The organism is Clostridium sp. YIM B02506 (genome assembly GCF_022324845.1).
GTDB lineage: Bacteria > Bacillota > Clostridia > Clostridiales > Clostridiaceae > Clostridium_T > Clostridium_T intestinale.
Genome location: NZ_JAKGTG010000003.1, coordinates 184095 through 207752, shown reverse-complemented (window position 1 = coordinate 207752; position 23658 = coordinate 184095). Strand labels below are relative to the sequence as shown.

The window sequence follows — 23658 nt, the reverse complement described above, 5'->3', positions numbered from 1 at the left end:
TGAAGAATTGAAGAATTGAAGAATTGAAGAATTGAAGAATTGAAGAATTGAAGAATTGAAGAATTGAAGAATTCTTTTAATGTTAGAAAAATATAATAGAGTAAAGTGCTGGGAAAGGGGATAAAGTATGGCGAATAATAGAGGTAAGGAAGAATTATTAAAGGAAGAAGAGGAAGAGAAACTGGAATCTGTTGTTGGTTTCGAAGAAGATAAGGATGCAAAATTTTCAAAAAATTACAATGTGGCAGATTTAGTAAGAGAGAAGTTAGGGGATTCAGCAGTAGTAGATAATATAAGTGAGGGAGAACCTAAAAGTGAAGATATAGAAAAAACAGGTAAAAAAAGTGAGGTTAAGAGTAATTTTGCACATGAAGTAATTCCTGAAATGAATAATAGTAAGCTTAAAAAGAATTTTTGGGTTAGTGCTAATACAATCAGAATGATAAATGAACTTAGGGCTGTTCATCCTAATGCTAACGTAAAGTTTGGAATAATAGTTGAAAATGCTGTTGAGCATTATTATAAATATATAAAGGAAGAAGGGGGAACCCAGATGTAGTAGCTTTTTCGGTTGTAAAAATAATATTTTGATTGTCAAAGTTTTATATATAAAGTAGTGGTGTTTAGATTCGATTATTATATTATAAATATAACTTTAAATAACTTGGGTTATATTTATAATTAAATTCTTAAGAGGAGAATGCTTATGAAAAATCTAAAGATAAGATTAAAATTAATGATCATGATTTTAATACCATTACTAACCATTATATTTATCTCTATAGACGGGGTAAAAAAAATTGATGACACTTACGATACTTTGACCGATGCCTACTATGAAAAACTCTATAAGGTTAATGAGTTAATATTAAATTCAGACAGAGACATGTATCAAGCTCTCGTTGCTCAGAATACGTTAAATGATGTAGGATTATCCGCAGACAATAGAACAAAAAATATAAAGGATTTAAATGATAATATTGATCAGGCTAATCAAGGTATGAAGAAAGCTGTGGATATACTTATTCCAATTAAAGATAGCTTGGTAGGAATAAAGCATACGGACGTTAATAAAAATATATTTGAACTTTACGAAAGCTTTCAAAATAATTATAAGGATTGGTTAAGTAGTTTTAATAAAGAAACTGGAGAAATAAAAGATTTAAATGAATTTAATAAAGGTTTTGAAGAGACTAGAAACGATATAAATCTAATGACTGAAGTTATGGAACTTACATCAGAAGGTACTAAAACTCATATGAGATCAAGTATTAATACAACAATTGTGAGATTTTCTATATTAGCAGGAATAACAATATTAATAACACTTATAATAGGATTATTAATATCAAAAGATTCTTCAAAGGTATTACATAAAATAAGAGAATTGGCAGTAAGATTATCTAATTATGATTTCTCAGAGGATTTAGTTCTTAAGCGTAGAGATGAATATGGACAAACTGCTGAAGCTTTAAATAAGGCTCAAGAAAATATAAGAACATTTATTAATAATATTGTTGAAAAAGTTAACGATATAGATTCTTCTAGTAATAATCTATTTACATCAATAAATGTAATAACTGAAGATTTTAATGAAGTTAATGAATCAACAAGAAAAATAAATATAACTATGCAAGAAAATAGTGCTATATCTGAAGAGATATCTGCATCAGTAGAAGAGGTTAATACAAGTGTTGATGTATTATCTGCTAAGGCTACAGATGGAACAAATAATTCTAATAGCATAAAAGATAGAGCAAATGGTATATTAGATGCTAGTAAGAGCGCTATAAAGAATATTAGAGATATATACGAAGAGAAGGAAGGCCTTATAGTAAATGCTATAGAAGATGGAAAAGTTGTAAGTGAAATAGGGGTAATGGCAAATACTATTTCTGCAATTTCTGAACAGATTAATCTATTGGCTCTAAATGCTGCTATAGAAGCTGCAAGAGCTGGGGAACAAGGAAGAGGTTTTGCTGTTGTTGCAGAAGAGGTAAGAAAATTAGCTGATCAGTCTTCTGAAGCTGTTAATAATGTTAAGGGTGTAATTGATAAGGTGCAAAAATCTTTTGATGATTTATCTTTAACTAGTAAGGATCTTTTGAGATTTATGGATGAGGATGTAAATGTACAATTTGAGGATTTTTCTAGTGTAGGGGAGCAATACTATAAAGATGCTGATTTTGTTAATAATATGTCTTCAGAATTAGCAGCTATGTCAGAAGAAATAAATGCTACAATTAATCAAGTATCAGATGCTGTTCAGCACTTAGCAGAGATGGCTCAAAAATCCTCTGAAAATACAAATGATATAGAGGAACGCTTAAATAGTTCCACTAGCTCAATGGAGGAAATATCTGAAATAGCTGAAAAGCAATCAGTTCTTGCTAATAATTTAAGTGAGATGGTTAAGAGATTTAAAGTTTAAAAGTGTTTTTTAAAGATAGCGATGGTCTGTTTTGAGACATTGCTATCTTTTCTTTTATAGTTTGACTTAAAATTTTCCCTATGATAAATTAAAGGTGTTAAGTTTGTGGCTATATTCAAACTTCTTAAATTTCATTTTACAATCTGAATTAAGAGAGGATGTAGTTATGTTAAAAGATGATATTCTTAAATATTTAGAGGTAAAGACAGAGAGTTTTACTAAGGGAAATGAAAATGAAGATTATACTGCAAATAAGATCTCTGAGGTATTTAAGGTTAAGAGAAATACTGTTAGCCATTATATTAATCAGATGGTTGAGGAAGGTCAAGTGATAAAGATAAATACTAGACCAGTGTATTTTCTTCATAGGGGAAAGTTTGAGGAGAGTTTTTTTTATGTATCTAGAAATATATATTTAAGCTTTGAGGAGCTTTATTTAGAAGAGCCTTTAATAGATAGTTACGATATATTTAATAATCTTATTGGTGCTGAAGGAAGTTTGAAAAAAGCTATAGAGCAGATAAAGACATCTATATTTTATCCAAGTGATGGGCTTCCACTTATGCTTAATGGACCAAGTGGAGTAGGAAAAAGCTATATAGCGGATTTGATTCATAGATACAGTATAGAGATGGGTGTTATTTCGGAAGATGCACCATTTATAATATTTAACTGTGCCCAATATTATAATAATCCAGAATTATTATCTAGTAATTTGTTTGGATATGTTAAGGGTGCTTTTACTGGGGCTGAAAAAACTAAAATAGGTATGCTAGAAGCGGCAGATGGCGGAATATTGTTTTTAGATGAGGTACACAGATTAAATGAAGAAGGACAGGAAAAGCTGTTTACCTTTATGGATCAGGGAGTATTTAAAAGAATGGGAGAAAGCGAAGAATGGCACAAGGCAAAGGTTAGGCTTATATTTGCAACTACTGAATCCTTAACAGATACTTTCCTAAAGACCTTCTTAAGACGTGTTCCTATATTTGTTACAATACCAGGTTTAGATGAAAGAGGAAATAAAGAAAAGCTTCAGTTTATCTATAATTTTTTGATTGGGGAAGCTAAGAATTTTAATAAAACTCTATCTATATCAAAACCTGCTATTGAGTCATTGCTTTCTTATAAGTTTAAAGGAAATGTGGGAGAGCTTGAAAATGCTATAAAATATACTTGTGCTTCAGTGTACTCTAGAAATGTGAAAGCTGAAAAGGTTGTGATTAGGCTTAAGGATATGCCGGAGAAATTACTGCATGAGGTAATAGAGCTAAAGAGTTTTAATATTAATAAAAGCAGTGATGAAACCATAATAACACCAAATACAAGGCTTGAGGAGCTATTTAAAAAAGAAGAGAGTATACTACAAATTATCAAAAATACTTATAGGCAGATTTTTAGTTTATATAGTGATTATAAAAGAAAAGATGAAACTGTAGAGTTTTTTGAGAAGAATGTTTTTAATGAAATTTATGCTTTAATTGATACCTTAGTTTTTGAGAAGTCCTATACTACTGAAAATACTATGTTGCATTTTACAACCTCTAGTTTACAGGATGTTTTTAGATATATGGAGGCAAGTTACAATGTAAAGTTTAATGGAGATAGCATTTACACTATAGCATACTTTTTATATTCTAAAGGTTCTGAAATAATAGAGTGGGATAAGGATTCAGAAAAGCTTAAGGAGCAGTTGTATAATTATATACTTTCCAATAATAATGAGGAGTATCAGCTGGTGTCAAAGCTTATAAAGCTTATTTCTAGTAAGATGGATATAAGTTTAAATATGGAGGAGGAGATTTTTCTTTCTTTTTATTTAAAAAGCCTAAATATTGAAAAACAAAACAATTACCCTAAGGCGGTTATACTTGCCCATGGTTATGCGACAGCTAGTAGCATAACTAATGTGGTGAATAGAATGCTTGAGAAAAATATATTTGAGGCTTTTGATATGCCTATAGATATATCCATTAAAGAAATATCCTATAAGTTAATAGAATATATAAAAAATAATGATGTTTCAAAAGGGCTTATTATCCTTGTGGATATGGGATCTCTTAAAGATATATATTCTAAAATTGAGGATTATATAAATGGACCTGTAATAATCATTAATAATGTTTCTACTCAAATGGCTCTATATGTTGGAGATATGTTAAGGAGAGAAGTCTATTTAGAAGACATAATAACAAAGCTAAAGGAAAATAATAAAACTGAGTATGAAATAATTTACCCAGTAAGCTTTAAAGAAAAGGCAATAGTAACCTCTTGTGCTACTGGAATAGGTACAGCTAAGAAGATACAAAAACTTCTAGAGCAGAGTATACCTAAGGATTTAAGTATAAATATAGTTGTGCATGATTACGAAAGGTTAAAAACTCATGGAACAAAGGAAGCAGTTTTTCAATTATATGATGTTTTAGCTGTGATTGGAACCATGAATCCTGATATTGATGAGATAAATTATATATCTTTAGAGGATTTAATATCTGGAAGAGGGGAAGATAGACTTATTAAGTTATTTGATGGAATAGCTGACGAGAAGATTATAAGAAATATAAATGATAATATAGTCCGTAATTTCTCTCTTGAGAGTGTTGTAAGCTTCTTAACTATTCTTGATACTAATAAGATATTAGAACATGTAGAACAATGCTTAAGCAATCTTGAGGTTTTTATGGGTAAAAGACTTCCTAATGATAAAAAGATAGCTTTATATGTTCATACAAGCTGTCTTGTTGAGAGATTGATAAGGCAGGCACCTATTAAGGATTATCCTGATATAAACGAGTTTTCAAAGTGTCAAAAAAACATGATTGATTATATACAAAAATCCTTTAGTGTCATAGAAGAGATTTATAATGTCAAAATCAACATTGAGGAAATAGGGTATATTTATGATATACTTTCGGCTAAAATAGAGAGTTCAGAAGAGTTTTAGAAAATTTAAAAGAAGGCGTGCCACTATATTGGCACGCCTTTTGCTATATATAATAATTGTAAAATGAAATAAGAAGTAGAAGTTAGAAAGCAGTAATTAATGATAGAAAGGATGAAGTTTAGTTAATGAGGAGTTTTTTGTTAGCTACCCATGGATATTTTGCAGATGGAATATATAATTCACTAAAGATAATAATGGGAGAGCAGAATAATGTGTCTACGCTATGTGCGTATGTAGATGGAAAAAATGATTTAAAGAAAGAAGTTCTTAAGATAATAAATAAGATGAAGAAAGATGAGGAACTAATTGTCCTAACTGATATTTTTGGTGGAAGTGTAAATAATGAGTTTATGAACTATATTGGGAAGGGAAAAATTCATCTTATTTCGGGGTTAAATTTACCATTGTTAATAGAACTCATATCAAGACAAGAGGAGGAGGATATTGAACTTTTGATAGAAGATGTTTTGGTGGGCAGCAAAAAAACTATTCAGTACTGTAATAGTATATTGAAGTCTGCCAAGAAAGTTGAAGATGAGGATTTTTAAGGTAATTATTTTAAGAAAGTGAGGGATTCATATGATAAAGCTATTAAGAGTAGACCATAGATTATTACATGGACAGGTGGCATTCTCCTGGACTAGTTATTTACAAGCAGATTGTATCTTAATTGCAAATGATAATGTTGTTTTAGATGATTTGAGAATGACAACTATAAAGCTTGCAAAACCAAGTGGAGTAAAACTTGTTATAAAGAATATTGAGGATTCAATTAAAGCAATAGTTGAAGGTAAAACAGATAAGTATAAACTTTTTATAGTTGTTGAATCTTTAGGGGATGCAGCTAAGATAGTTAAAGCTGTAAAGAATATAAAAAGTATAAATCTTGGTGGAACTAAACCAAAAGAAGGAACTATATCTATTTCAAAGGTTGTTCATCTTACAAAAGATGAGATTAAGATGATAGAGGAATTAAATAATGATGGTATTGAGGTTGAGGTTAGACAGGTTCCTAGTGAGAGTAAGGCAAAAGCTATGAGTTTGATAAAGAATAAATAAAGGAGGAATTATTATGGAAACATTATTAATTGGCTTAATTGCAGTTTTCGGTTATCTTGAGTATTTTTTAGGGACACAAATGATTCAAAGACCTATAGTAATGGGTACTTTAGTAGGCTTAGCATTAGGAGATTTAAGACAAGGACTTATAATAGGAGCTGCAATTGAATTAGTATTTATGGGAGTAGCTGCTATAGGTGCTGCTATACCACCAGAGGTCACTGCAGGGGGAATACTTGGAACAGCTTTTGCTATTAAATCAGGAGCGGGAGCAGAAGTTGCACTTGCTTTAGCATTACCTATAGCAACAATAGGTTTATTAGCTAAGAACTGTATATACTTACTTATTAGACCTATATTAGCTCATAAAGCTGATAGATATGCTGAGGAAGGAAATGCAAGAGGCATTGAAATGATGCATCTAATGTCAACTTTCATATTTGTAGTATCTATGAGTTTGATAGTTACAATATCCTTTAACCTAGGAAGCGGTGTTGTTGAATCTTTCTTAGCAATGGTTCCTAAAGTGATTATAAATGGCTTATCCGTTGCTACTGGATTATTACCAGCTGTAGGGTTTGCTCTTTTAGCTAGAATGATTATGACAAAACAAGTAGTTCCATTCTTTTTCTTAGGATTTGCTATAGCAGCATATTTAAAAGTACCAGTTATGGGAATAGCAATCATGGGTGTTATTGCTGCACTTATAGTTACTAATAATAGCAACAATAATGTAAATAAGGGGGTAGTGGAAGATGACAACGAATTCTAAAGACAATAAGAAAATAACAGACAAGGATTTGAGAAAAGTATTTTGGAGATCTTTTACTCTTGAAGGATCTTGGAACTATGAAAGAATGGCTCATTTAGGATATGCATATTCTATGATACCTGTTCTTAAGAAATTGTATGACAAAAAAGAAGATTTAAGTAGAGCACTTAAAAGACATTTGGAGTTTGTAAACATAACACCACAAATAGTTACCTTATTACTTGGAATATCAACTGCAATGGAAGAACAGAACTCTAATGATGAGAATTTTGATGAAAGTTCAATATCTTCAGTTAAGACTGGACTTATGGGACCAATAGCTGGAATAGGAGATTCTTTCTTCTGGGGAACTTTAAAGATAATAGCAGCAGGTGTTGGTGTTTCCTTATCAGCTCAAGGAAGTATATTAGGACCAATATTGTTTTTACTTATATTTAATGTACCTCACTGGATACTTCGTTATACATGTATGTTTGGAGGGTACAGATTAGGAACTGGCTTACTGAGCAAAGTTGAAGAGTCAGGATTAATGGGAAAAGTAACTTATGGTGCATCAATATTAGGACTTATGGTTATAGGAGCAATGACAGCATCTATGGTAAGCTTTACTCTTCCTTTTACTGTAGGAAGTGGAGATACAGCGGTAGCATTACAGGATATTTTAGATGGTATCATGCCAGCTTTATTGCCATTAGGATTAACAGGGTTAATATACTACCTTTTAGGTAAGGGGGCTAAGGCAACACATATTATCTTAGGACTTATAGTAGTAGGAATAGGAATCGCAGCATTATCTTAGCTAATAGTAACTTTTTAAAAAGGAGAAGATTATATGAATGAAACTATGTATACCTATATTTTAGAAGAGGAAGAGGTTTGCAGAAAAGTATTAAAAGAAAGAAAAGAAAAAACAGCTCCTTTTCTAGAAATTCTTAAAAATAACAACAGCGATAAGCTTGTATTTTTAGCTACAGGTTCTTCAGTAAATGCTCTTAATTGTGCCAAGTATTATATAGAAAATATGCTTAACATGGAAGTTCAGATAAAAATGCCTGGTACATTTATATATTATGATAAGGTCTTTGATAAGGATTCTATAGTCATTGCAATATCTCAAGGTGGAAAAAGCACTTCAACCATTGATGCTTTAAAAAAGGCAAAAGAAATGGGAGCAAAGGATGTTTTAGTTGTTACTGGAAATGTTGATAGCCCTATATGCAGCCATGTTTCCAAGGTAATTGACATAAACTGTGGAGAAGAAAAGGTAGGGTATGTAACTAAAGGATTTACAGCTACTATATTAACTTTAATGCTTATGGCTTTAGAGGGAGCTTATTTAAAGAAAAAGATAGATGAAGAGATATATAATTTAGAAATTATGAAGTTAGAGAAGGTAATAAGTAAGATACCAGAAACTATTAAAAAGAGTAATGACTGGTATGAAGCTAATAAAGAAGAGTTTGTATTAGCTAAAAGAATGAAGACTGTAGGATATGGTCCAAGCGTTGGGGTTGCTTCAGAAAGCAATACCAAAATAGCTGAAACTGTTAGGATTCCTATATCATCCTTTGAGCTTGAAGAATATACTCATGGCCCTTATTTAGAGTTAAAGGAGGATCATTATATGTTTTTCCTAAAAACTTGTGGGGATATGAAGGAGAGAATAGATAAATTAGAAGAGTATTCAAAGAGGACAACCAATTACTGTTACTCAATAACTTATGAAGAAACTTCTCATGATAAAAAGACACTAGCATTAGGTTATGATGAGGATGAAGATTTTAGTACATTATTATTTGTTATCCCAATTCAAATTTTATCTTATAGATTAGCTGAAGATAAGGGGATACCTTTAGGGATAAGAATCTTTACAGATTTTCATTCATGCTTATCAAGTAAGCTACAATAAAATAACTAGGAGGAAAGAAAATGTTTAATTTTGATGAGAAACACTATTTACAATTAGGAAAGGATGCCTACGCACTAAGAGCTGAAGTAGAGAAATTAGCAGATGATATTTCCAAGAAGGGTTTTGAAAATTTATTTTTCATAGCATCAGGAGGCTCACTAGCAGTTACACAAACTTTTGAGTACATCTGGAAAACTAAATCTAAAATTCCTGTTTATTCAGAGATAGCAGCAGAGGTTATATTAAAGGAAAATAAACAATTAACAGAAAAGTCTCTTGTAATATTACAATCAAAATCAGGAGATACAAAAGAAACTGTACAAGCCGCTAAGTATCTTAAAGAAAAAGGAATACCAACTGTAGGTATTGTAAGAGTAGCTGGCTCTCCACTTGATGAGTTAGTAGATTACTCAATAGTAGAGAAGGTTGAAAATTTTGCTGGTAGCGATCCAGAGAATATGATTTTATATTTCTTATTGTTCCGCTTATTACACAATAATGGAGAATTCCCAGAGTATGAAAGATTTGCTGATGAACTTAAAAATCTTCCAGAAGCTATGGTAAAAGTAAGAGGACAAGCTGACAAAAAGGCAGAAATCTTTGCTGAAAATTATAAGGATGAAACTTATCAACTTTGGATTGGAAGCGGAAGCCTATGGGGAAAAACTTATTCTTATGCAATGTGTGTATTAGAAGAAATGCAATGGATAAAATCAAAATCTATACAAGCTGCTGAGTATTTCCATGGAACTCTTGAAATAGTTGAGGAAGACACTTGTGTAGTTCTAATAAAAGGTGAAGACGAAACTAGATCAATATGTGACCGTGTTGATAACTTCACAAAACAGTACACTAAAAAGTTCACAGTAATTGATACAAAGGATTATGAAGTAAAAGGTATAAGTGATGAGTTTAGAGTAATAATAGGTCAAATGATAGTTACTGCTGTAGTTGATCGTATAAGTGTGTACTTAGAGAAAAAGAGAAATCATTCTCTAGATACAAGAAGATACTATAGAGTTTTAGAATATTAATATATTGTATGAAATAGGGTAAGAGAAAGAGGCGTTTTGAAATGCAATTAGCATGTCAAAACGTCTTATTTCTTTTATAATAAAATAAACAAATTTAGAATTATTTGGTATAATTATGGTATAAAAATTTAAATATGTATTTTTATGTAAAAGGAGGGGTTGTTGTGGAATATTTTAATTTAACACATCCACAGAGAGGTATATGGGAAACTGAAATGGTCGTTAAGGAAACTCCTATTGGGTGTATAGGAGGAACAATATTTTTTCAGGAGGAGGTCGATGTAAAAGTTTTAGAAAAAGCTATTAATAAACTAATAGAGGTTAATGCTTCTATTAGGATTCATATTAAAATGATGGATTTTAATCCTGTGCAGTATGTTTCTAGTTATAGCTTTAGGAATTTTAAGATGGTTGATTTTTATGGTAAATCTAAAGAGGATCAGGAAAAGTGGGTTAATAAGAATATGAGGACTCCCTTTAATTTATATGAAGAAGATTTATTTGATGTTGTTATTATAAGAGCTTTTGATGGGGAGATTGGGTTTTATCTTAAAATTCATCATATTATAGCTGATGCTTGGACTATGGCTTTAATTGGCTCTCAAGTTATGGAGTATTATAAAGTCTTAATGGAGGGAGGAGAGCTAAGTTCTGAGTTTAAGCCCTCTTATATAGAGTATGTAATTAGCGAAAATAATTATCTAACTTCATCTAAATATGAAAAGGACAAGGAGTATTGGGATGAAAAGTTTCAATATAAGCCTACCTTCTCCTCAATGAAGACAAGGGGTAAGGCTTTTTATAGTACTTTGGCTAATAGAAAAACTTTTATTATTAATGAAGAAAGTTTAGATAAGATAAAGAATTTTTGTAGAGAAAATCTGCTTTCTCCTGGGGTTTTATTTGAAGCTGCTATAGGAATATACATAAAGAGATTTTTTGATATTAAGGGTGTAACTTTAGGAGTTCCTGTTTTAAATAGAAGAGATAAAAGAGAAAAAGCAACAAGTGGAATGTTTGTAAGTACTGTTCCTATGAGAATAGAAATAGATAAAAATAATACTTTTTTGGAGCTATGTAAGATTATAGGGAAAGAACACAGGGAGGTATTTCGCCATCAAAGATATCCCTATGGTATATTGTTGTCTGAGATAAGAAAAAAGCATAAGATTAGGCATAATCTTTATGATATTAGTGTGTCTTATCAAAATGCTAAGATTGTTAAGTGTGATGACGGGGATAATTTTAAAACTAAGTGGTATTTTAATGGGCATTTGTTAGAGTCTATTTGTTTACATATAGATGATAGGGATGACTTAGGTGTTTTGGTTTTGAATTTTGATTATTTAGCGGAGTTATTTACAGAAGAGGAGATTGAGGATTTATATGATACTTTAATGCTTTTTATTAATCAAGGAATTGAGAGTATGAGCTTAAAGCTTCATGAAATGGAGTTAGTTAATGATAAGGATAGGTATAATCTCCTATACGGGTTTAATAATACTTTAGCTGATTATCCAATCCATAAATGTATGCATGAGCTTTTTGAAGATCAGGTAGAAAAAACTCCTGATAATATTGCACTGGAATATGAGGGGAAATTTTTAACCTACAAAGAATTAAATAATATAAGTAATGACCTTGCTTTAATTCTTAGGAGTAAAGGAGTGGGCCCTAATGTAATAGTGGGGTTATTGTTAGAAAGGTCATTTGAAACTATTATAGGGATATTGGGAGTTTTAAAAGCAGGTGGGGCTTATTTACCAATAGATCCAGATTATCCAGAGGAAAGAATAAAATATATGATAGAGGATAGTGGAACTAAAATGGTGTTATCTTCGTCTAAGTTTAAAGGTAAGCTTTTAAATATTCAGTGTATATGTATGGATTCTCTTAATAAATGTGAAGAAGAGGTTCCTAATTTAGACATAAGTTATGATTCAAAAAATCTTGTTTATTTAATCTATACATCTGGTTCTACAGGTAAACCTAAGGGATCTATGATAACTCATAGTGGGGTTGTTAATTATATTTTGTGGGCAAAAAAGGTTTATTGTGATAATAAAGCTGTTAACTTTCCTTTATTTACTCCATATTCTTTTGATTTAACAGTTACCTCAATTTTTACACCAATTATATCAGGGGCAGCCATAATAATATATAGAAATGAAAATATAAAAAGAACTCTAGATAAAATTATTGAGGAGGACAAGGTAGGCGTTATGAAGCTTACTCCAACTCATTTAAACCTTCTTAAAAATCTACACAATAAAGAAAAACATAGGGTTAATAAACTTATTGTAGGCGGGGAAGATTTAAAGACTGAGGTAGCTAAAAAAGTGTATAAAGAATTTAAAGGAAATATAGAGATTTATAATGAATATGGCCCTACAGAAACTGTGGTTGGTTGTATGATTTATAAATATGATTATTTTAGAGATAATAAGGAATCTGTTCCAATAGGGGTTCCTAGTGATAATGTTATGATTTATATTTTGGATAAATATATGAAGCTTGTACCAATAGGTAAAAAGGGAGAGATGTATGTATCTGGAGCTGGGGTTGGAGCAGGTTATATTAATAATGAAAAAATAACGAAAGAAAGATTTATTGAAAATCCTTTTGTCTTAGGAGAAAGAATGTATAGAACAGGGGATTTAGGAAAGTGGACAAAGAGTGGGGATATAGAATATTTGGGAAGAATAGATAACCAAGTCAAAATAAGGGGATTTAGAGTTGAGGCCGGAGAAATAGAGAAAAAGATCGAGGCATATGAGGGGATAAGTCAAGCTATAGTTAATGTTTATAAAGATAAAAGTGGGAACAAACATCTATGTGCTTATTATGTTTCTAAAGAAGATTTAGAAACACAAAAGCTTAAAAGCTTTCTTAAGGAAACTTTAGCTGAATATATGGTTCCAACATATTTTATAAAAGTAGAGGCTTTTTCTATAACTCCTAATGGTAAAATTGATAGAAATAATCTTCCAGAGCCAGAGCTTGATAATATACGTACTAAAGCCTTTGTAGCTCCAAGAAATGATTTAGAGAAAAAAATAGCTGAGATTTTTTATGATTTGTTTGATACTAAAAGCATAGGTATTGATGATAATCTCTTTGATGATCTTGGTGGAGATTCATTAATAGCTATCCAACTGCAGATTTTAGCTGAAAGGCAAGGTATAAAGGTTGAGATAGAAGAAATCTATAGATACCCAACAATAAGACAACTTACTTCTGGATTAAAGGAGGGAAAGAGTGAAGTTAATGAGTATGATGACTTAGATTATTTGGATATTTCTAATAGATTTAGGGAGTTTAATAATAAAAAGGAGATGAAAAATGTCCTATTAACTGGGGCAAGTGGATTTTTGGGAACGCATATATTGTTTAAACTTTTAAGTAGTTATAAAGATGTTAAGGTAACCTGTTTAGTAAGAGATGAAAAGAGGTTTTATAGTTCTCTAGAATATTACTTTGATAAATCAGATGTAGTTAATATGAAAAGGAGAATAAGCTGTGTAATAGGTGACATAAGAGAGGATAATTTAGGACTAGAATTAGATATATATAATAAGGAAAGAAATGAAATAGATACAGTTATTCATACAGCTGCAAATATTAAGCATTTTGGGGTTTTTGAAGATTTTTATAAAACCAATGTTAAAGGAACAGAAGAAGTGATAAAATTCTGCTTAAAGTCAGGAGCTAGGATGTATCACATATCTACTATGAGTGTTTCAGGACAAGGGATTATAAAACAAAGTCAAAAGATGCCAGAGTTTAGTGAAAATAATCTTTATATAGGTCAAGCTTATAAGGATAATGTATATATTCACACTAAGTATTTAGCTGAAAAAGCTGTTATTGATTCAATGGAGAAGGGATTAGATGTTTGTATTTTAAGAGTTGGTAACCTAATGTGGAGAGAGGGGGATGGGAGATTTCAGAAAAATCCTAAGGACAATGGATTTATAAATAGAACCCTTGCAATCCATAAGTTAGGGGTTACTTGTAAAGAACTCCAGAATTCTATAATTGATCTTACTCCTGTTGATAAATGTACAGAAGCAGTGATTAAAATAGCTGAATTTACGGAAAGCTGTGGAGTATTTCACTTAATAAACCATAATGAAATAAGTTATATAAAACTATTTGATATGCTTAATAAGAAATTAAACACAATATCAACGTTAGATTTCTACAATATTGTTAATGATAATAAAGAAGAGGACAAGGTTGGAGTTTTATATCTATATTTAAATGGTATAAAGGAAAATATAAATACTTTAAGTGTAAACATAAAATCAAACTTCACTAAAGAGTTTCTTAAGGGAGTGGGTTTTGAATGGAATTGTGTGGATGAAGAGTATATTAAGGGGGTTGGGGTGTTTTAGGGGAATATCTTTACAGTATCTTTATTATAAAATTATAAAAAGGTTAATAAAAGTAGCCATTATGTCTTTATTTTAGACTATGGCTATTCTTATTTAAAGGAAAATACACGCAAGACTACTTTTATATAATATTAAATTGTTACAAAAGTATTACATTTATAAATAGTAGAAGAACAAAAGATGAGAGCTGTTTTACAAATTATGATATTGAAATTAAATATATTATATGCTAATGGCAAAAAAAGAGATATTTTAAGAAAATATTATAGTAATATTAATTTTGAGTTAAAAATATTTTTAAAATATTGAATAATAGTCGAAATATAATTTATATTCATAAAAGCTAATAAAATATATGGCATTGAAGATTCAAATGAAAAAATATATAATAATTTAGACAAGATGTTTAATAAATTGCTACATAATTTATTGTTTGTACAAAATATGCTCTGTTTCCACAAATAAATAACAATTTTGCTTTTTATTAAATAGACTATAAAGGTATTGTATGATAATATTATTTTACTATAAATTCTTATGATTATAGGATATGGGGGGGCATTAATGCAACTTGAGAGAATTGAAGAAAAAATTTTTTATAATAAAAAATATAATACTATGTACAGTCTTACAAAAAGAGTTATAGATGTATTAGGTTCGATGATTGGAATAATTTTATTAAGTCCAATCTTTTTTGTGGTAGCTGTATTAATAAAAATTGACTCCAAGGGGTCAGTAATATTTTCTCAAACCAGAGTCGGAAAAAATGGTAAAGAATTCAAAATGTACAAGTTTAGAAGTATGGTAGTTAATGCGGAAGAATTAAAGAAAAAACTTTTGGCACAAAATGAAATGTCAGGTCCAATGTTTAAAATGAAAGATGATCCTAGAATAACTAAAATAGGAAAGTTTATAAGAAAAACAAGTATTGACGAATTACCACAATTAATAAATGTATTAAAGGGGGAAATGAGTTTAGTAGGTCCTAGACCAAGCTTGCCTAAAGAAGTGGAGAAATTTGAACCTTGGATGAGAAAAAGATTAGAAGTTAAACCAGGTCTAACATGTTATTGGCAGGTTAGCGGTAGAAATAATATAGATTTTAATGATTGGATGAAGTTAGACATAAAATATGTTGAAGAGAGAAATATATATACAGATATAAAACTTATCTTTAAGACGTTTTTTGTATTGTTTGGGGATAAGAATGCTCATTAATATTTTTAAGAAATGGAACTATGGATTTTAAATAAAAGGAGACTTATTATGAAAAAATATGATTACTTAATAGTAGGAGCTGGTCTGTTTGGATCAATATTTGCTTATGAAGCTAATAAGAAAGGAAAGACGTGTTTAGTAATAGATAAAAGAAACCATATAGGAGGTAATATTTATACTAAAGAAGTAGAAGGTATAAATGTTCACGAATATGGAGCACATATATTTCACACAAGTAATGATAAAGTCTGGAAGTACATAAATAAATTTACTGAATTTAATAGATATACTAATTCACCAGTGGCTGTTTATAAAGATGAGCTTTATAATATGCCTTTTAATATGAATACATTTAATAAACTATGGGGAGTAAAGACACCAAAGGAAGCTAAAGGAAAAATAGAAGAACAAATAAAAGAATCTGGTATTGGAGAACCTAAAAACTTAGAAGAACAGGCAATAAAACTTGTTGGAAAAGATATTTATGAGAAATTAGTAAAAGGCTACACAGAAAAACAATGGGGCACTAGAGCTACAGAATTGCCTTCATTTATAATAAAAAGACTTCCTGTAAGATTTACATATGATAATAATTATTTTAATGATAAGTATCAAGGAATTCCAATAGGTGGATATACTCAAATTGTTGAAAAGATGCTTGATGGAATAGAGATAAAGCTTAATACAGATTTCTTTAAAAATAGAGATGATCTAGAAAGTTTAGCTGATAAGATAGCATTTACAGGAATGATAGATGAATTTTACGAGTATAAGTTTGGAACTTTAGAATATAGAAGTTTAAGATTTGAACATGAAATTTTAGATGAAGAGAACTATCAAGGAAATGCAGTAGTTAATTACACTGAATATGAAGTGCCTTATACTAGAATAATAGAACATAAGCACTTTGAATATGGGACTCAACCTAAGACGGTAATAACCAAAGAATATCCAGCTAAATGGAATATAGGAGATGAGCCATACTACCCAATAAATAATGAAAGAAACAATAAAATGTATAAAGCGTACAAAGAGTTGGCAGACAAAGAAGCAAAAGTAATCTTTGGAGGACGATTAGCTGAGTATAAATATTATGATATGCATAATGTAATATACCAAGCTTTAAATGCAGTTAAGGAAGAGCTTGGAAAGGTAGAATAAAATGAAAATTATTAAAAATTTTTTATATAACTTATCATATCAAATATTAGCATTAATTTTGCCTTTAATTACAGTACCATATGTATCAAATATATTGGGAGCAAAAGGGATAGGGGACTACGCCTTTACTTTTGCTAATACACAATACTTTATTTTATTTGGAATGGTTGGTATAACGTTATATGGAAATAGGCAAATTGCATATGTACGGGATGATAAGCAAAACTTAAAGAATAATTTTTATTCAATATATTTTGTACAAGTAATGACAGTAACAATATCTAGTATAATATTTATACTTTTTGTTTTTATGTTTAATGTAGATTTTTATAGAACATTATACTTAATTCAAGGGATAAACATACTAGCCGCATTGGTGGATATTTCCTGGCTTTTTATTGGACTTGAACAATTTAAAAAAACAGTTGTAAGAAATACTATAGTAAAGTTAATCTCTCTTGCTAGTATTTTTATATTTGTAAAATACAGTAACGATTTGCTAAATTATACCTTGATATTAGCGTTGTCAAATTTATTAGGAAATCTAACTTTTTGGTTATATATTCCTAAAACGATAGGGCTTAAGGAGATTAAGTTAAGTGCATTGCCAATGCACCTGAAGGCATCAATAGCTTTGTTTATTCCACAGATAGCGATACAAGTATACTTATTACTTAGTAGAACATTGCTTGGTGTTTTTACAGATACTATACAAGTTGGATACTATGAAAATTCACAAAAACTAGTGAAAATGGCTCTTACTGTTGCGACAGCCATAGGTACAGTAATGATGCCAAAGATAGCAAATACAGTTGCATCAGGAGATATGAAAAAAGTTAAATATTATATTTCGAATTCATTTTTCTTTATGAGTGCTTTTTCAATACCATTAATGTTTGGATTGTTAGGAATTTCAGCAGAGTTATCACCCTGGTTTTTTGGTAAGGAATTTGTGGGGATAGAAAAGTTAATTATAATTAGCTCAATAATTATTTTAGCAATTAGTTGGTCTAACGTTTTAGGAACTCAGTTATTAGTACCATTAAATAAAATAAAGCAATTTACTACTTCAGTTACTTTAGGTGCTATAGTTAACTTATCATTAAATTTAATATTGCTTAAAAAGATGGGAAGTATAGGAGCTTGCATAACTACAGTTATTGCAGAGATAACTGTTACAACATCCCAATTCTATTTTCTAAGAAAATTCTTGAATATACCTAAGTTAATTAAGTCAGTACTTATATTTTTTCCATCAGCAATAATTATGTTTATAATTGTTAGATTTATTGGAATAAATATGGGAGCTAAGAAATTGACAACTATAGTTCAGATTTTAATAGGAGGTATATCTTATTTAGTATTCGTATTCATATCTTTTAGGATATTTTATAAACAAAATATTATAATTTACTTAAAGAAGATGGTAAAGAATTAAGGGTGAATATGAGTAATACTTGGAAGAGGTAATTTAAAGGAGTTGTCTAAGATTATAAGGCAACTCTTAATTTTTGGAAGCTATAAAAATATGTTTTTTTATAATATTAAGTAGTTATAAATATGTCAAATTTACAAGGTAAAACAAATATAAATAAATATATTAAACATAAATGTAAATAATAAGTTATATAGGACATTGTAAATATAGAAAGATTAAATTTAAAGAAAAAATATTGAGTCTAGAACTATAATTAGTCGAAAAATGGCTTGTTGACTCGAGGGTTAATACAAAATGTAGCGTTGAAGAATTTTAAAAAAAACTATATAATTATTTAGTTAAGGTATTCAATAAAGTACTATATATTTTATTGGTTATACAAAACATGTTTAATTTCCACGAATATATAGTGACTTTGGAGTTTAATAAATTGATGTGCAATATAGTATATGATGCTGTTATTTTGCTATAAATATTAAAGATGATAGTTAAATAATATAAATAGATGCCAATTTAAGATAACAATAGATTTGATTAGATGATGAAAGTGTTGATAGGGGGATAAAAATGAAAATAGTAGTAGCTGGCACTGGATATGTAGGATTAGTAACAGGGGCATGTCTAGCCGAAGTGGGGCACAATGTAACCTGCGTTGATATAGACGAGAAAAAAGTAGAGATGATGAAAAAAGGTGTTTCGCCTATATATGAACCGGGATTAGATGAGTTATTAAAAAATAACTATGAGTTAGGAAAAATAGATTTCACTTTAGATTATATTAATGCTTACAGAAATGCAGACGTTATATTTATAGGGGTTGGGACACCGGAGAGAGAAGATGGTTCTGCTAATTTAGAATATGTGTACAATGTAGCTAAACAAATAGCAGAAAATGTAGAGAAAGATGCTTTAGTAGTGGTAAAATCTACAGTACCTATAGGAACTAACGATAAGATAGAAGAATATATTAAGTTAAATTTGAAAAACAAAGTTAAAGTAGAAGTAGCCTCTAATCCAGAATTCTTATCTCAAGGGACAGCAGTAAAGGATACTTTAAATGCTAGCAGAATAGTAATAGGTGTTGAATCTAAGAAATCGGAAGAAACCTTAAGAGAAGTATATGAAAGATTTAACCATCCAATAGTAGTTACAAATAGAAGAAGTGCAGAAATGGTAAAGTATGCTTCTAACGATTTTTTAGCGCTTAAAATATCTTTTATAAATGAAATAGCGAATCTATGCGAAATAGTTGGTGCCAATATTGAAGATGTAACTAAAGGTATGTCTTATGATGAAAGGATAGGAAGTAAGTTTTTAAAAGCAGGAATAGGATATGGGGGTTCATGCTTTCCTAAGGATACTAAGGCTCTACACTGGTTAGCTGAAGACAATGGATACGAGCTAAAAACAGTTAAGGCAACTATAGAAGTAAATGAAAACCAAAAGTTTAGGCTTATAAGAAAGGCAATACAAAAGTATGGCACACTTAAAGGAATGAAAGTAGCAGTTTTAGGATTAACGTTTAAACCAGGAACTGATGACTTAAGAGAGGCACCATCAATACCTAATGTAAGGAGACTCTTAGAGGAGGGAGCAGAGGTTATAGCTTATGATCCAGTAGGAGCAGAGAATTTTAAAAAGTTATATCCAGAGAGGGTTCAGTATGTAAATAGCCCTGAAGAAGCATTAAAGGATGCAGACTTAGCCTTTATATTTACTGAGTGGGATGAAATAAAGAAAATTAATCTTAAAAGTTTTAAAGAATTAATGAAAAATGCTGTAATTTATGATGGTAGGAATTGTTTTAACTTGAAAGAAGTAAATAATGAAGGCGTAGAATATTATTCTGTTGGAAGATAAATATTTAAGAGCTTAAGAAGAGGTATATAATGAAACATGTTTTTATAATTGGATCTAAAGGAATTCCAGCTAATTATGGAGGATTTGAAACTTTTGTTGATAAATTAACAGAGGGACAAAAAGATAAAGAAATAAAATATCACGTTTCTTGTTTATCAGATAATGATGATGAGTTTGAACATAATGGGGCTAGATGCTTTAATGTTAAAGTACTTAATTTAGGTGCTGCAAAAGCAATTTATTATGATGTTAAGGCTCTAAAAAAATGTATTGCTTATATAAAAGAAATGAGATTAGAAAAACCTGTGGTTTACATATTGGCATGTAGAATAGGACCATTTATAGGGAAATATAAGAAGCAGATTGAAAAAATAGGTGGCAAGCTATTAGTAAATCCAGATGGACATGAGTGGAAACGAGGAAAATGGAATTTTGCAATAAAGAAATATTGGAAAATTTCTGAGCAGTTGATGGTTAAGCATGCAGATTTATTAATATGTGATTCTGTAAATATTGAAAATTATATTAAAGAAGACTATAGTTTTTACAATCCTAATACGACATTTATAGCTTATGGAGCTGACACAAAAAAATCACAATTAGGTGACAATGATGAAACTCTTCTTAGTTGGTATAATGAAAAGGGTATTAAGAAAAAGGGGTATTATTTAGTAGTAGGTAGATTTGTTCCAGAAAACAATTATGAAATAATGATAACTGAGTTTATGAAATCAAATACTAAGAAAGATTTTGTTCTAATTACTAATGTAGAGAAAAATAAATTCTATGATAAGCTTAGAGAAAAAACTAACTTTGATAAAGATAAAAGAATAAAGTTTGTAGGAACAGTATACAACCAAGAGCTGCTTAAAAAAATAAGAGAGAATGCTTACGGATATTTGCATGGTCATGAGGTAGGTGGCACCAATCCATCTTTGTTGGAAGCATTAGCTACAACTGATTTGAATATCTTATTAGATGTTGGATTTAATAGAGAAGTTGGAGAATCTGGAGCTGTTTATTTCAATAAAGACAATGAAAGCTTAAGTAGATTAATAGATAGTTTAGAACAGTACGACCAAAAGACTATAAATGATTATAGTAGTGCAGCTAAAGATAGAATAGAAAAAGAATATACCTGGCAATTAATTATAGATAAATATGAACAAGTATTTTTATCTAATAATATATAATGGAAACGACACCTTTAGATCCACACAGTCCATATTCTTCAAGTAAAATTGGAGAAAACTTTATGGAGAACCAGGTAAAGTTTATAATTTAGGTGAGCATAATGAAAGAATTAACATACAAATAGTTAAAACAGTAATAGCTTATTTAAATGAAAATGTAGATAATATTATAACTGAAGATTTAATTAAGTATATAGAAGATAAAAAAGATCATGATAGAAGATATGGATAAAAAATGATTTAGGTTGTTATCCAGAGACTACTTTTCAAGTATGAATAGCAAAAACTATTAAGTGGTATTTAGATAATAAAGAATAGATGGAACATATAACTTCTGGAAACTAACAGAAGTATTATGAAAATATGCATAGGTAACATAAGTTATATATTAATAAAACTTGAGGTAAGGTAATGATAGATAGAATTGATAGGAAAAATGTAACTAATTCTGCTTTGATAAATATACTATTTATGTCAGTTATAAAAGTAATTAGAGGAACCATAAGTAAGTATTTTTTTAAAAAATCTAGAGGGTTATTATTTATTGGTAAGAAGACTAGTATTACTCATAAAAGATACATATCATTGGGAAGAAATGTTAAGTTCGAGCAGAATTGTGAGATTCAAGGATTAAGCAAAAGAGGAATAATATTTGGAGATGATGTAACTATAGGAAATTCAGCAATGATAAGACCATCTAGTTACTATGGTGTTGAAATAGGTGAAGGTATGGAGATTGGTAATAACTCATCAATTGGGCCATTAAGTTATGTTGGGTGTGCCGGATATATTAAAATAGGAAAAAATGTAATGATTGGTCCTAGAGTTAGCTTGTTTGCAGAAAATCATAGTTTTTCTGATATAAATATTACTATAAAAGATCAGGGAGTTAATCAAAAAGGGATAGAAATTAAAGATAATTGTTGGATTGGAAGTGGAGCTATTATACTAGATGGAGTTACAATAGGGGAAGGTTGTATAATAGCAGCTGGAACTGTTGTAACTAAAGATATAAAACCCTATTCAATCGTTATGGATAAAAGAAATAAACAAATAGTAAGTAGATTGGAGAAGTAATATGAAAAAAATCTTATATCTTCATGCTGGGGCAGAACTGTATGGTGCTGATATAGTGCTTTTAGAGTTATTAAAGAATTTAGATAAAGATAAATTCACTCCATATGTTATATTACCTAGTGAGGGTCCATTAGTAGAGAAATTGAGAGGACATAATATATGGGTTAAAGTTATGGAATATCCTATAATTAGAAGAAAAATTTTCAATATTCTAGGACTATTAAAATATATAAAAGACTATTTTATATATTCATCTAAAATAAAGGCTATAGTTAAGCATGAAAAAATAAATATAATTCACACTAATACAGCAGCTGTGTTAGAAGGGATATTTATAAAAAGAATGCTTAAAATACCACTTATATGGCATATACATGAGATTATTGTAAAGCCGAAAATTGTACATAAAGTCCTGAGCTATTTAATTGCAACTAATTCTAGTGAAGTTGTTACTGTATCAGAAGCTGTAAAAGAACATTTGAAATCTACTGGATATTTTAAAAAAAATATAAATGTTATTTATAATGGTGTAGATAATAATGTATTTAATAAAGAAAATAATACGAGTTATATAAATAAAGAATTTAATATTCCAACAGAAGCAATAGTTGTAGGCATGATTGGAAGAGTTAATGCGTGGAAAGGTCAAAATGACTTTTTGGGAGCAATGGATATAGTTTTAGAAAAGCATAAAGATGTTTACGCTATGTTAGTTGGAGGTGTGTTTGAAGGAGAAGAGTGGAGAATAGAGGAACTAAAAAGTAAAATTAAATCAATGAAGAATAAGAATAGAGTAGTATTTGATCAGTATAGAAATGATAGCAAAAATATACACGCTTTGTATGATATATTTGTTCTTCCAAGTACTAACCCTGATCCGCTACCAACAGTAGTATTAGAAGCCATGGCCAGTAGTACACCTATTGTTGGATATAGACATGGGGGAATTTGTGAGATGGTTAAGGAAAACTATAACGGTTTGTTAGCAGAAGTAGGTAATGTAAAAGATTTAGCCGAAAAAATAAGTTTAATATTAAACGACAAAAATCTTAGAAAGAAATTTCAAGAAAATTCATGTTTAAGACAGAAAGAAAACTTTTCACTGAGAAGTTATGTTGATAAATTTACTAATCTATATGATAAGTATGAATTATAGTATTTGGGA

At 29.7% G+C, this 23658-nt stretch carries 17 protein-coding genes and 1 pseudogene; all 18 read left to right on the top strand.

Translation table 11 applies throughout. The features are described 5' to 3' along the window. Nucleotides 1-127: 127 nt before the first annotated feature. The 18 genes and pseudogenes from L1S49_RS04775 to L1S49_RS04690 all read left to right on the top strand — a co-directional run bounded on the left by L1S49_RS04775 (nt 128) and on the right by L1S49_RS04690 (nt 23649). A complete protein-coding gene (locus tag L1S49_RS04775; RefSeq protein WP_238902774.1) occupies nt 128-559 on the top strand; it encodes a hypothetical protein in 432 nt (143 codons plus the stop codon). A 147-nt stretch (nt 560-706) separates the two neighbouring features. After that, the gene (locus tag L1S49_RS04770) at nt 707-2431 is read left to right on the top strand and encodes a methyl-accepting chemotaxis protein (protein ID WP_238902773.1); all 1725 of its coding nucleotides are present in this window, start codon (nt 707-709) and stop codon (nt 2429-2431) included. A 166-nt stretch (nt 2432-2597) separates the two neighbouring features. Continuing rightward, entirely contained in the window at nt 2598-5375 is a 2778-nt protein-coding gene (locus tag L1S49_RS04765) for a sigma-54-dependent transcriptional regulator (RefSeq protein WP_238902772.1), read from the top strand. A 125-nt stretch (nt 5376-5500) separates the two neighbouring features. Beyond that, entirely contained in the window at nt 5501-5923 is a 423-nt protein-coding gene (locus L1S49_RS04760) for a PTS sugar transporter subunit IIA (RefSeq protein WP_238902771.1), read from the top strand. A 31-nt stretch (nt 5924-5954) separates the two neighbouring features. Continuing rightward, nucleotides 5955-6434, top strand: a complete 480-nt coding sequence (locus L1S49_RS04755) for a PTS sugar transporter subunit IIB (protein WP_238902770.1) — start codon at nt 5955-5957, stop codon at nt 6432-6434. 13 nt (nt 6435-6447) lie between these two features. Next, on the top strand, nt 6448-7206 hold the full coding sequence (locus tag L1S49_RS04750) for a PTS sugar transporter subunit IIC (protein ID WP_238902769.1): 759 nt from the start codon (nt 6448-6450) through the stop codon (nt 7204-7206). Further along, nucleotides 7190-8005, top strand: coding sequence for a PTS system mannose/fructose/sorbose family transporter subunit IID (locus tag L1S49_RS04745; RefSeq protein ID WP_238902768.1), 816 nt, complete (start codon nt 7190-7192; stop codon nt 8003-8005). Before L1S49_RS04750 ends, L1S49_RS04745 begins: the two co-directional genes overlap by 17 nt. A gap of 33 nt (nt 8006-8038) precedes the next feature. Next, complete coding sequence (locus tag L1S49_RS04740; protein WP_238902767.1) at nt 8039-9115, top strand: SIS domain-containing protein; 1077 nt, start codon at nt 8039-8041, stop codon at nt 9113-9115. A gap of 20 nt (nt 9116-9135) precedes the next feature. Further along, entirely contained in the window at nt 9136-10149 is a 1014-nt protein-coding gene (locus L1S49_RS04735) for an SIS domain-containing protein (RefSeq protein ID WP_238902766.1), read from the top strand. Nucleotides 10150-10313: 164 nt separating this feature from the next. Further along, nucleotides 10314-14546, top strand: coding sequence for an amino acid adenylation domain-containing protein (locus L1S49_RS04730; RefSeq protein WP_238902765.1), 4233 nt, complete (start codon nt 10314-10316; stop codon nt 14544-14546). Between the two features lie 564 nt (nt 14547-15110). Next, nucleotides 15111-15764 (top strand): sugar transferase, encoded by a 654-nt coding sequence (locus tag L1S49_RS04725; RefSeq protein ID WP_275299524.1) that lies wholly within the window; start codon nt 15111-15113, stop codon nt 15762-15764. 48 nt (nt 15765-15812) lie between these two features. Then, nucleotides 15813-16925 (top strand): UDP-galactopyranose mutase, encoded by a 1113-nt coding sequence (gene glf / locus L1S49_RS04720; RefSeq protein ID WP_238902764.1) that lies wholly within the window; start codon nt 15813-15815, stop codon nt 16923-16925. Between the two features lies 1 nt (nt 16926). Continuing rightward, entirely contained in the window at nt 16927-18363 is a 1437-nt protein-coding gene (locus L1S49_RS04715) for an oligosaccharide flippase family protein (RefSeq protein ID WP_238902763.1), read from the top strand. A gap of 567 nt (nt 18364-18930) precedes the next feature. Next, the gene (locus L1S49_RS04710; protein WP_238902762.1) at nt 18931-20223 is read left to right on the top strand and encodes a UDP-glucose/GDP-mannose dehydrogenase family protein; all 1293 of its coding nucleotides are present in this window, start codon (nt 18931-18933) and stop codon (nt 20221-20223) included. Nucleotides 20224-20252: 29 nt separating this feature from the next. Next, nucleotides 20253-21416, top strand: coding sequence for a DUF1972 domain-containing protein (locus tag L1S49_RS04705; protein ID WP_238902761.1), 1164 nt, complete (start codon nt 20253-20255; stop codon nt 21414-21416). A gap of 73 nt (nt 21417-21489) precedes the next feature. Beyond that, nucleotides 21490-21734 (top strand): annotated as a pseudogene (locus L1S49_RS04700) (dTDP-glucose 4,6-dehydratase); the annotation flags it as partial. 93 nt (nt 21735-21827) lie between these two features. Beyond that, complete coding sequence (locus tag L1S49_RS04695) at nt 21828-22493, top strand: acyltransferase (RefSeq protein ID WP_238902760.1); 666 nt, start codon at nt 21828-21830, stop codon at nt 22491-22493. 1 nt (nt 22494) lies between these two features. After that, the gene (locus L1S49_RS04690) at nt 22495-23649 is read left to right on the top strand and encodes a glycosyltransferase family 4 protein (RefSeq protein ID WP_238902759.1); all 1155 of its coding nucleotides are present in this window, start codon (nt 22495-22497) and stop codon (nt 23647-23649) included. The last annotated feature ends 9 nt before the right edge of the window (nt 23650-23658 follow it).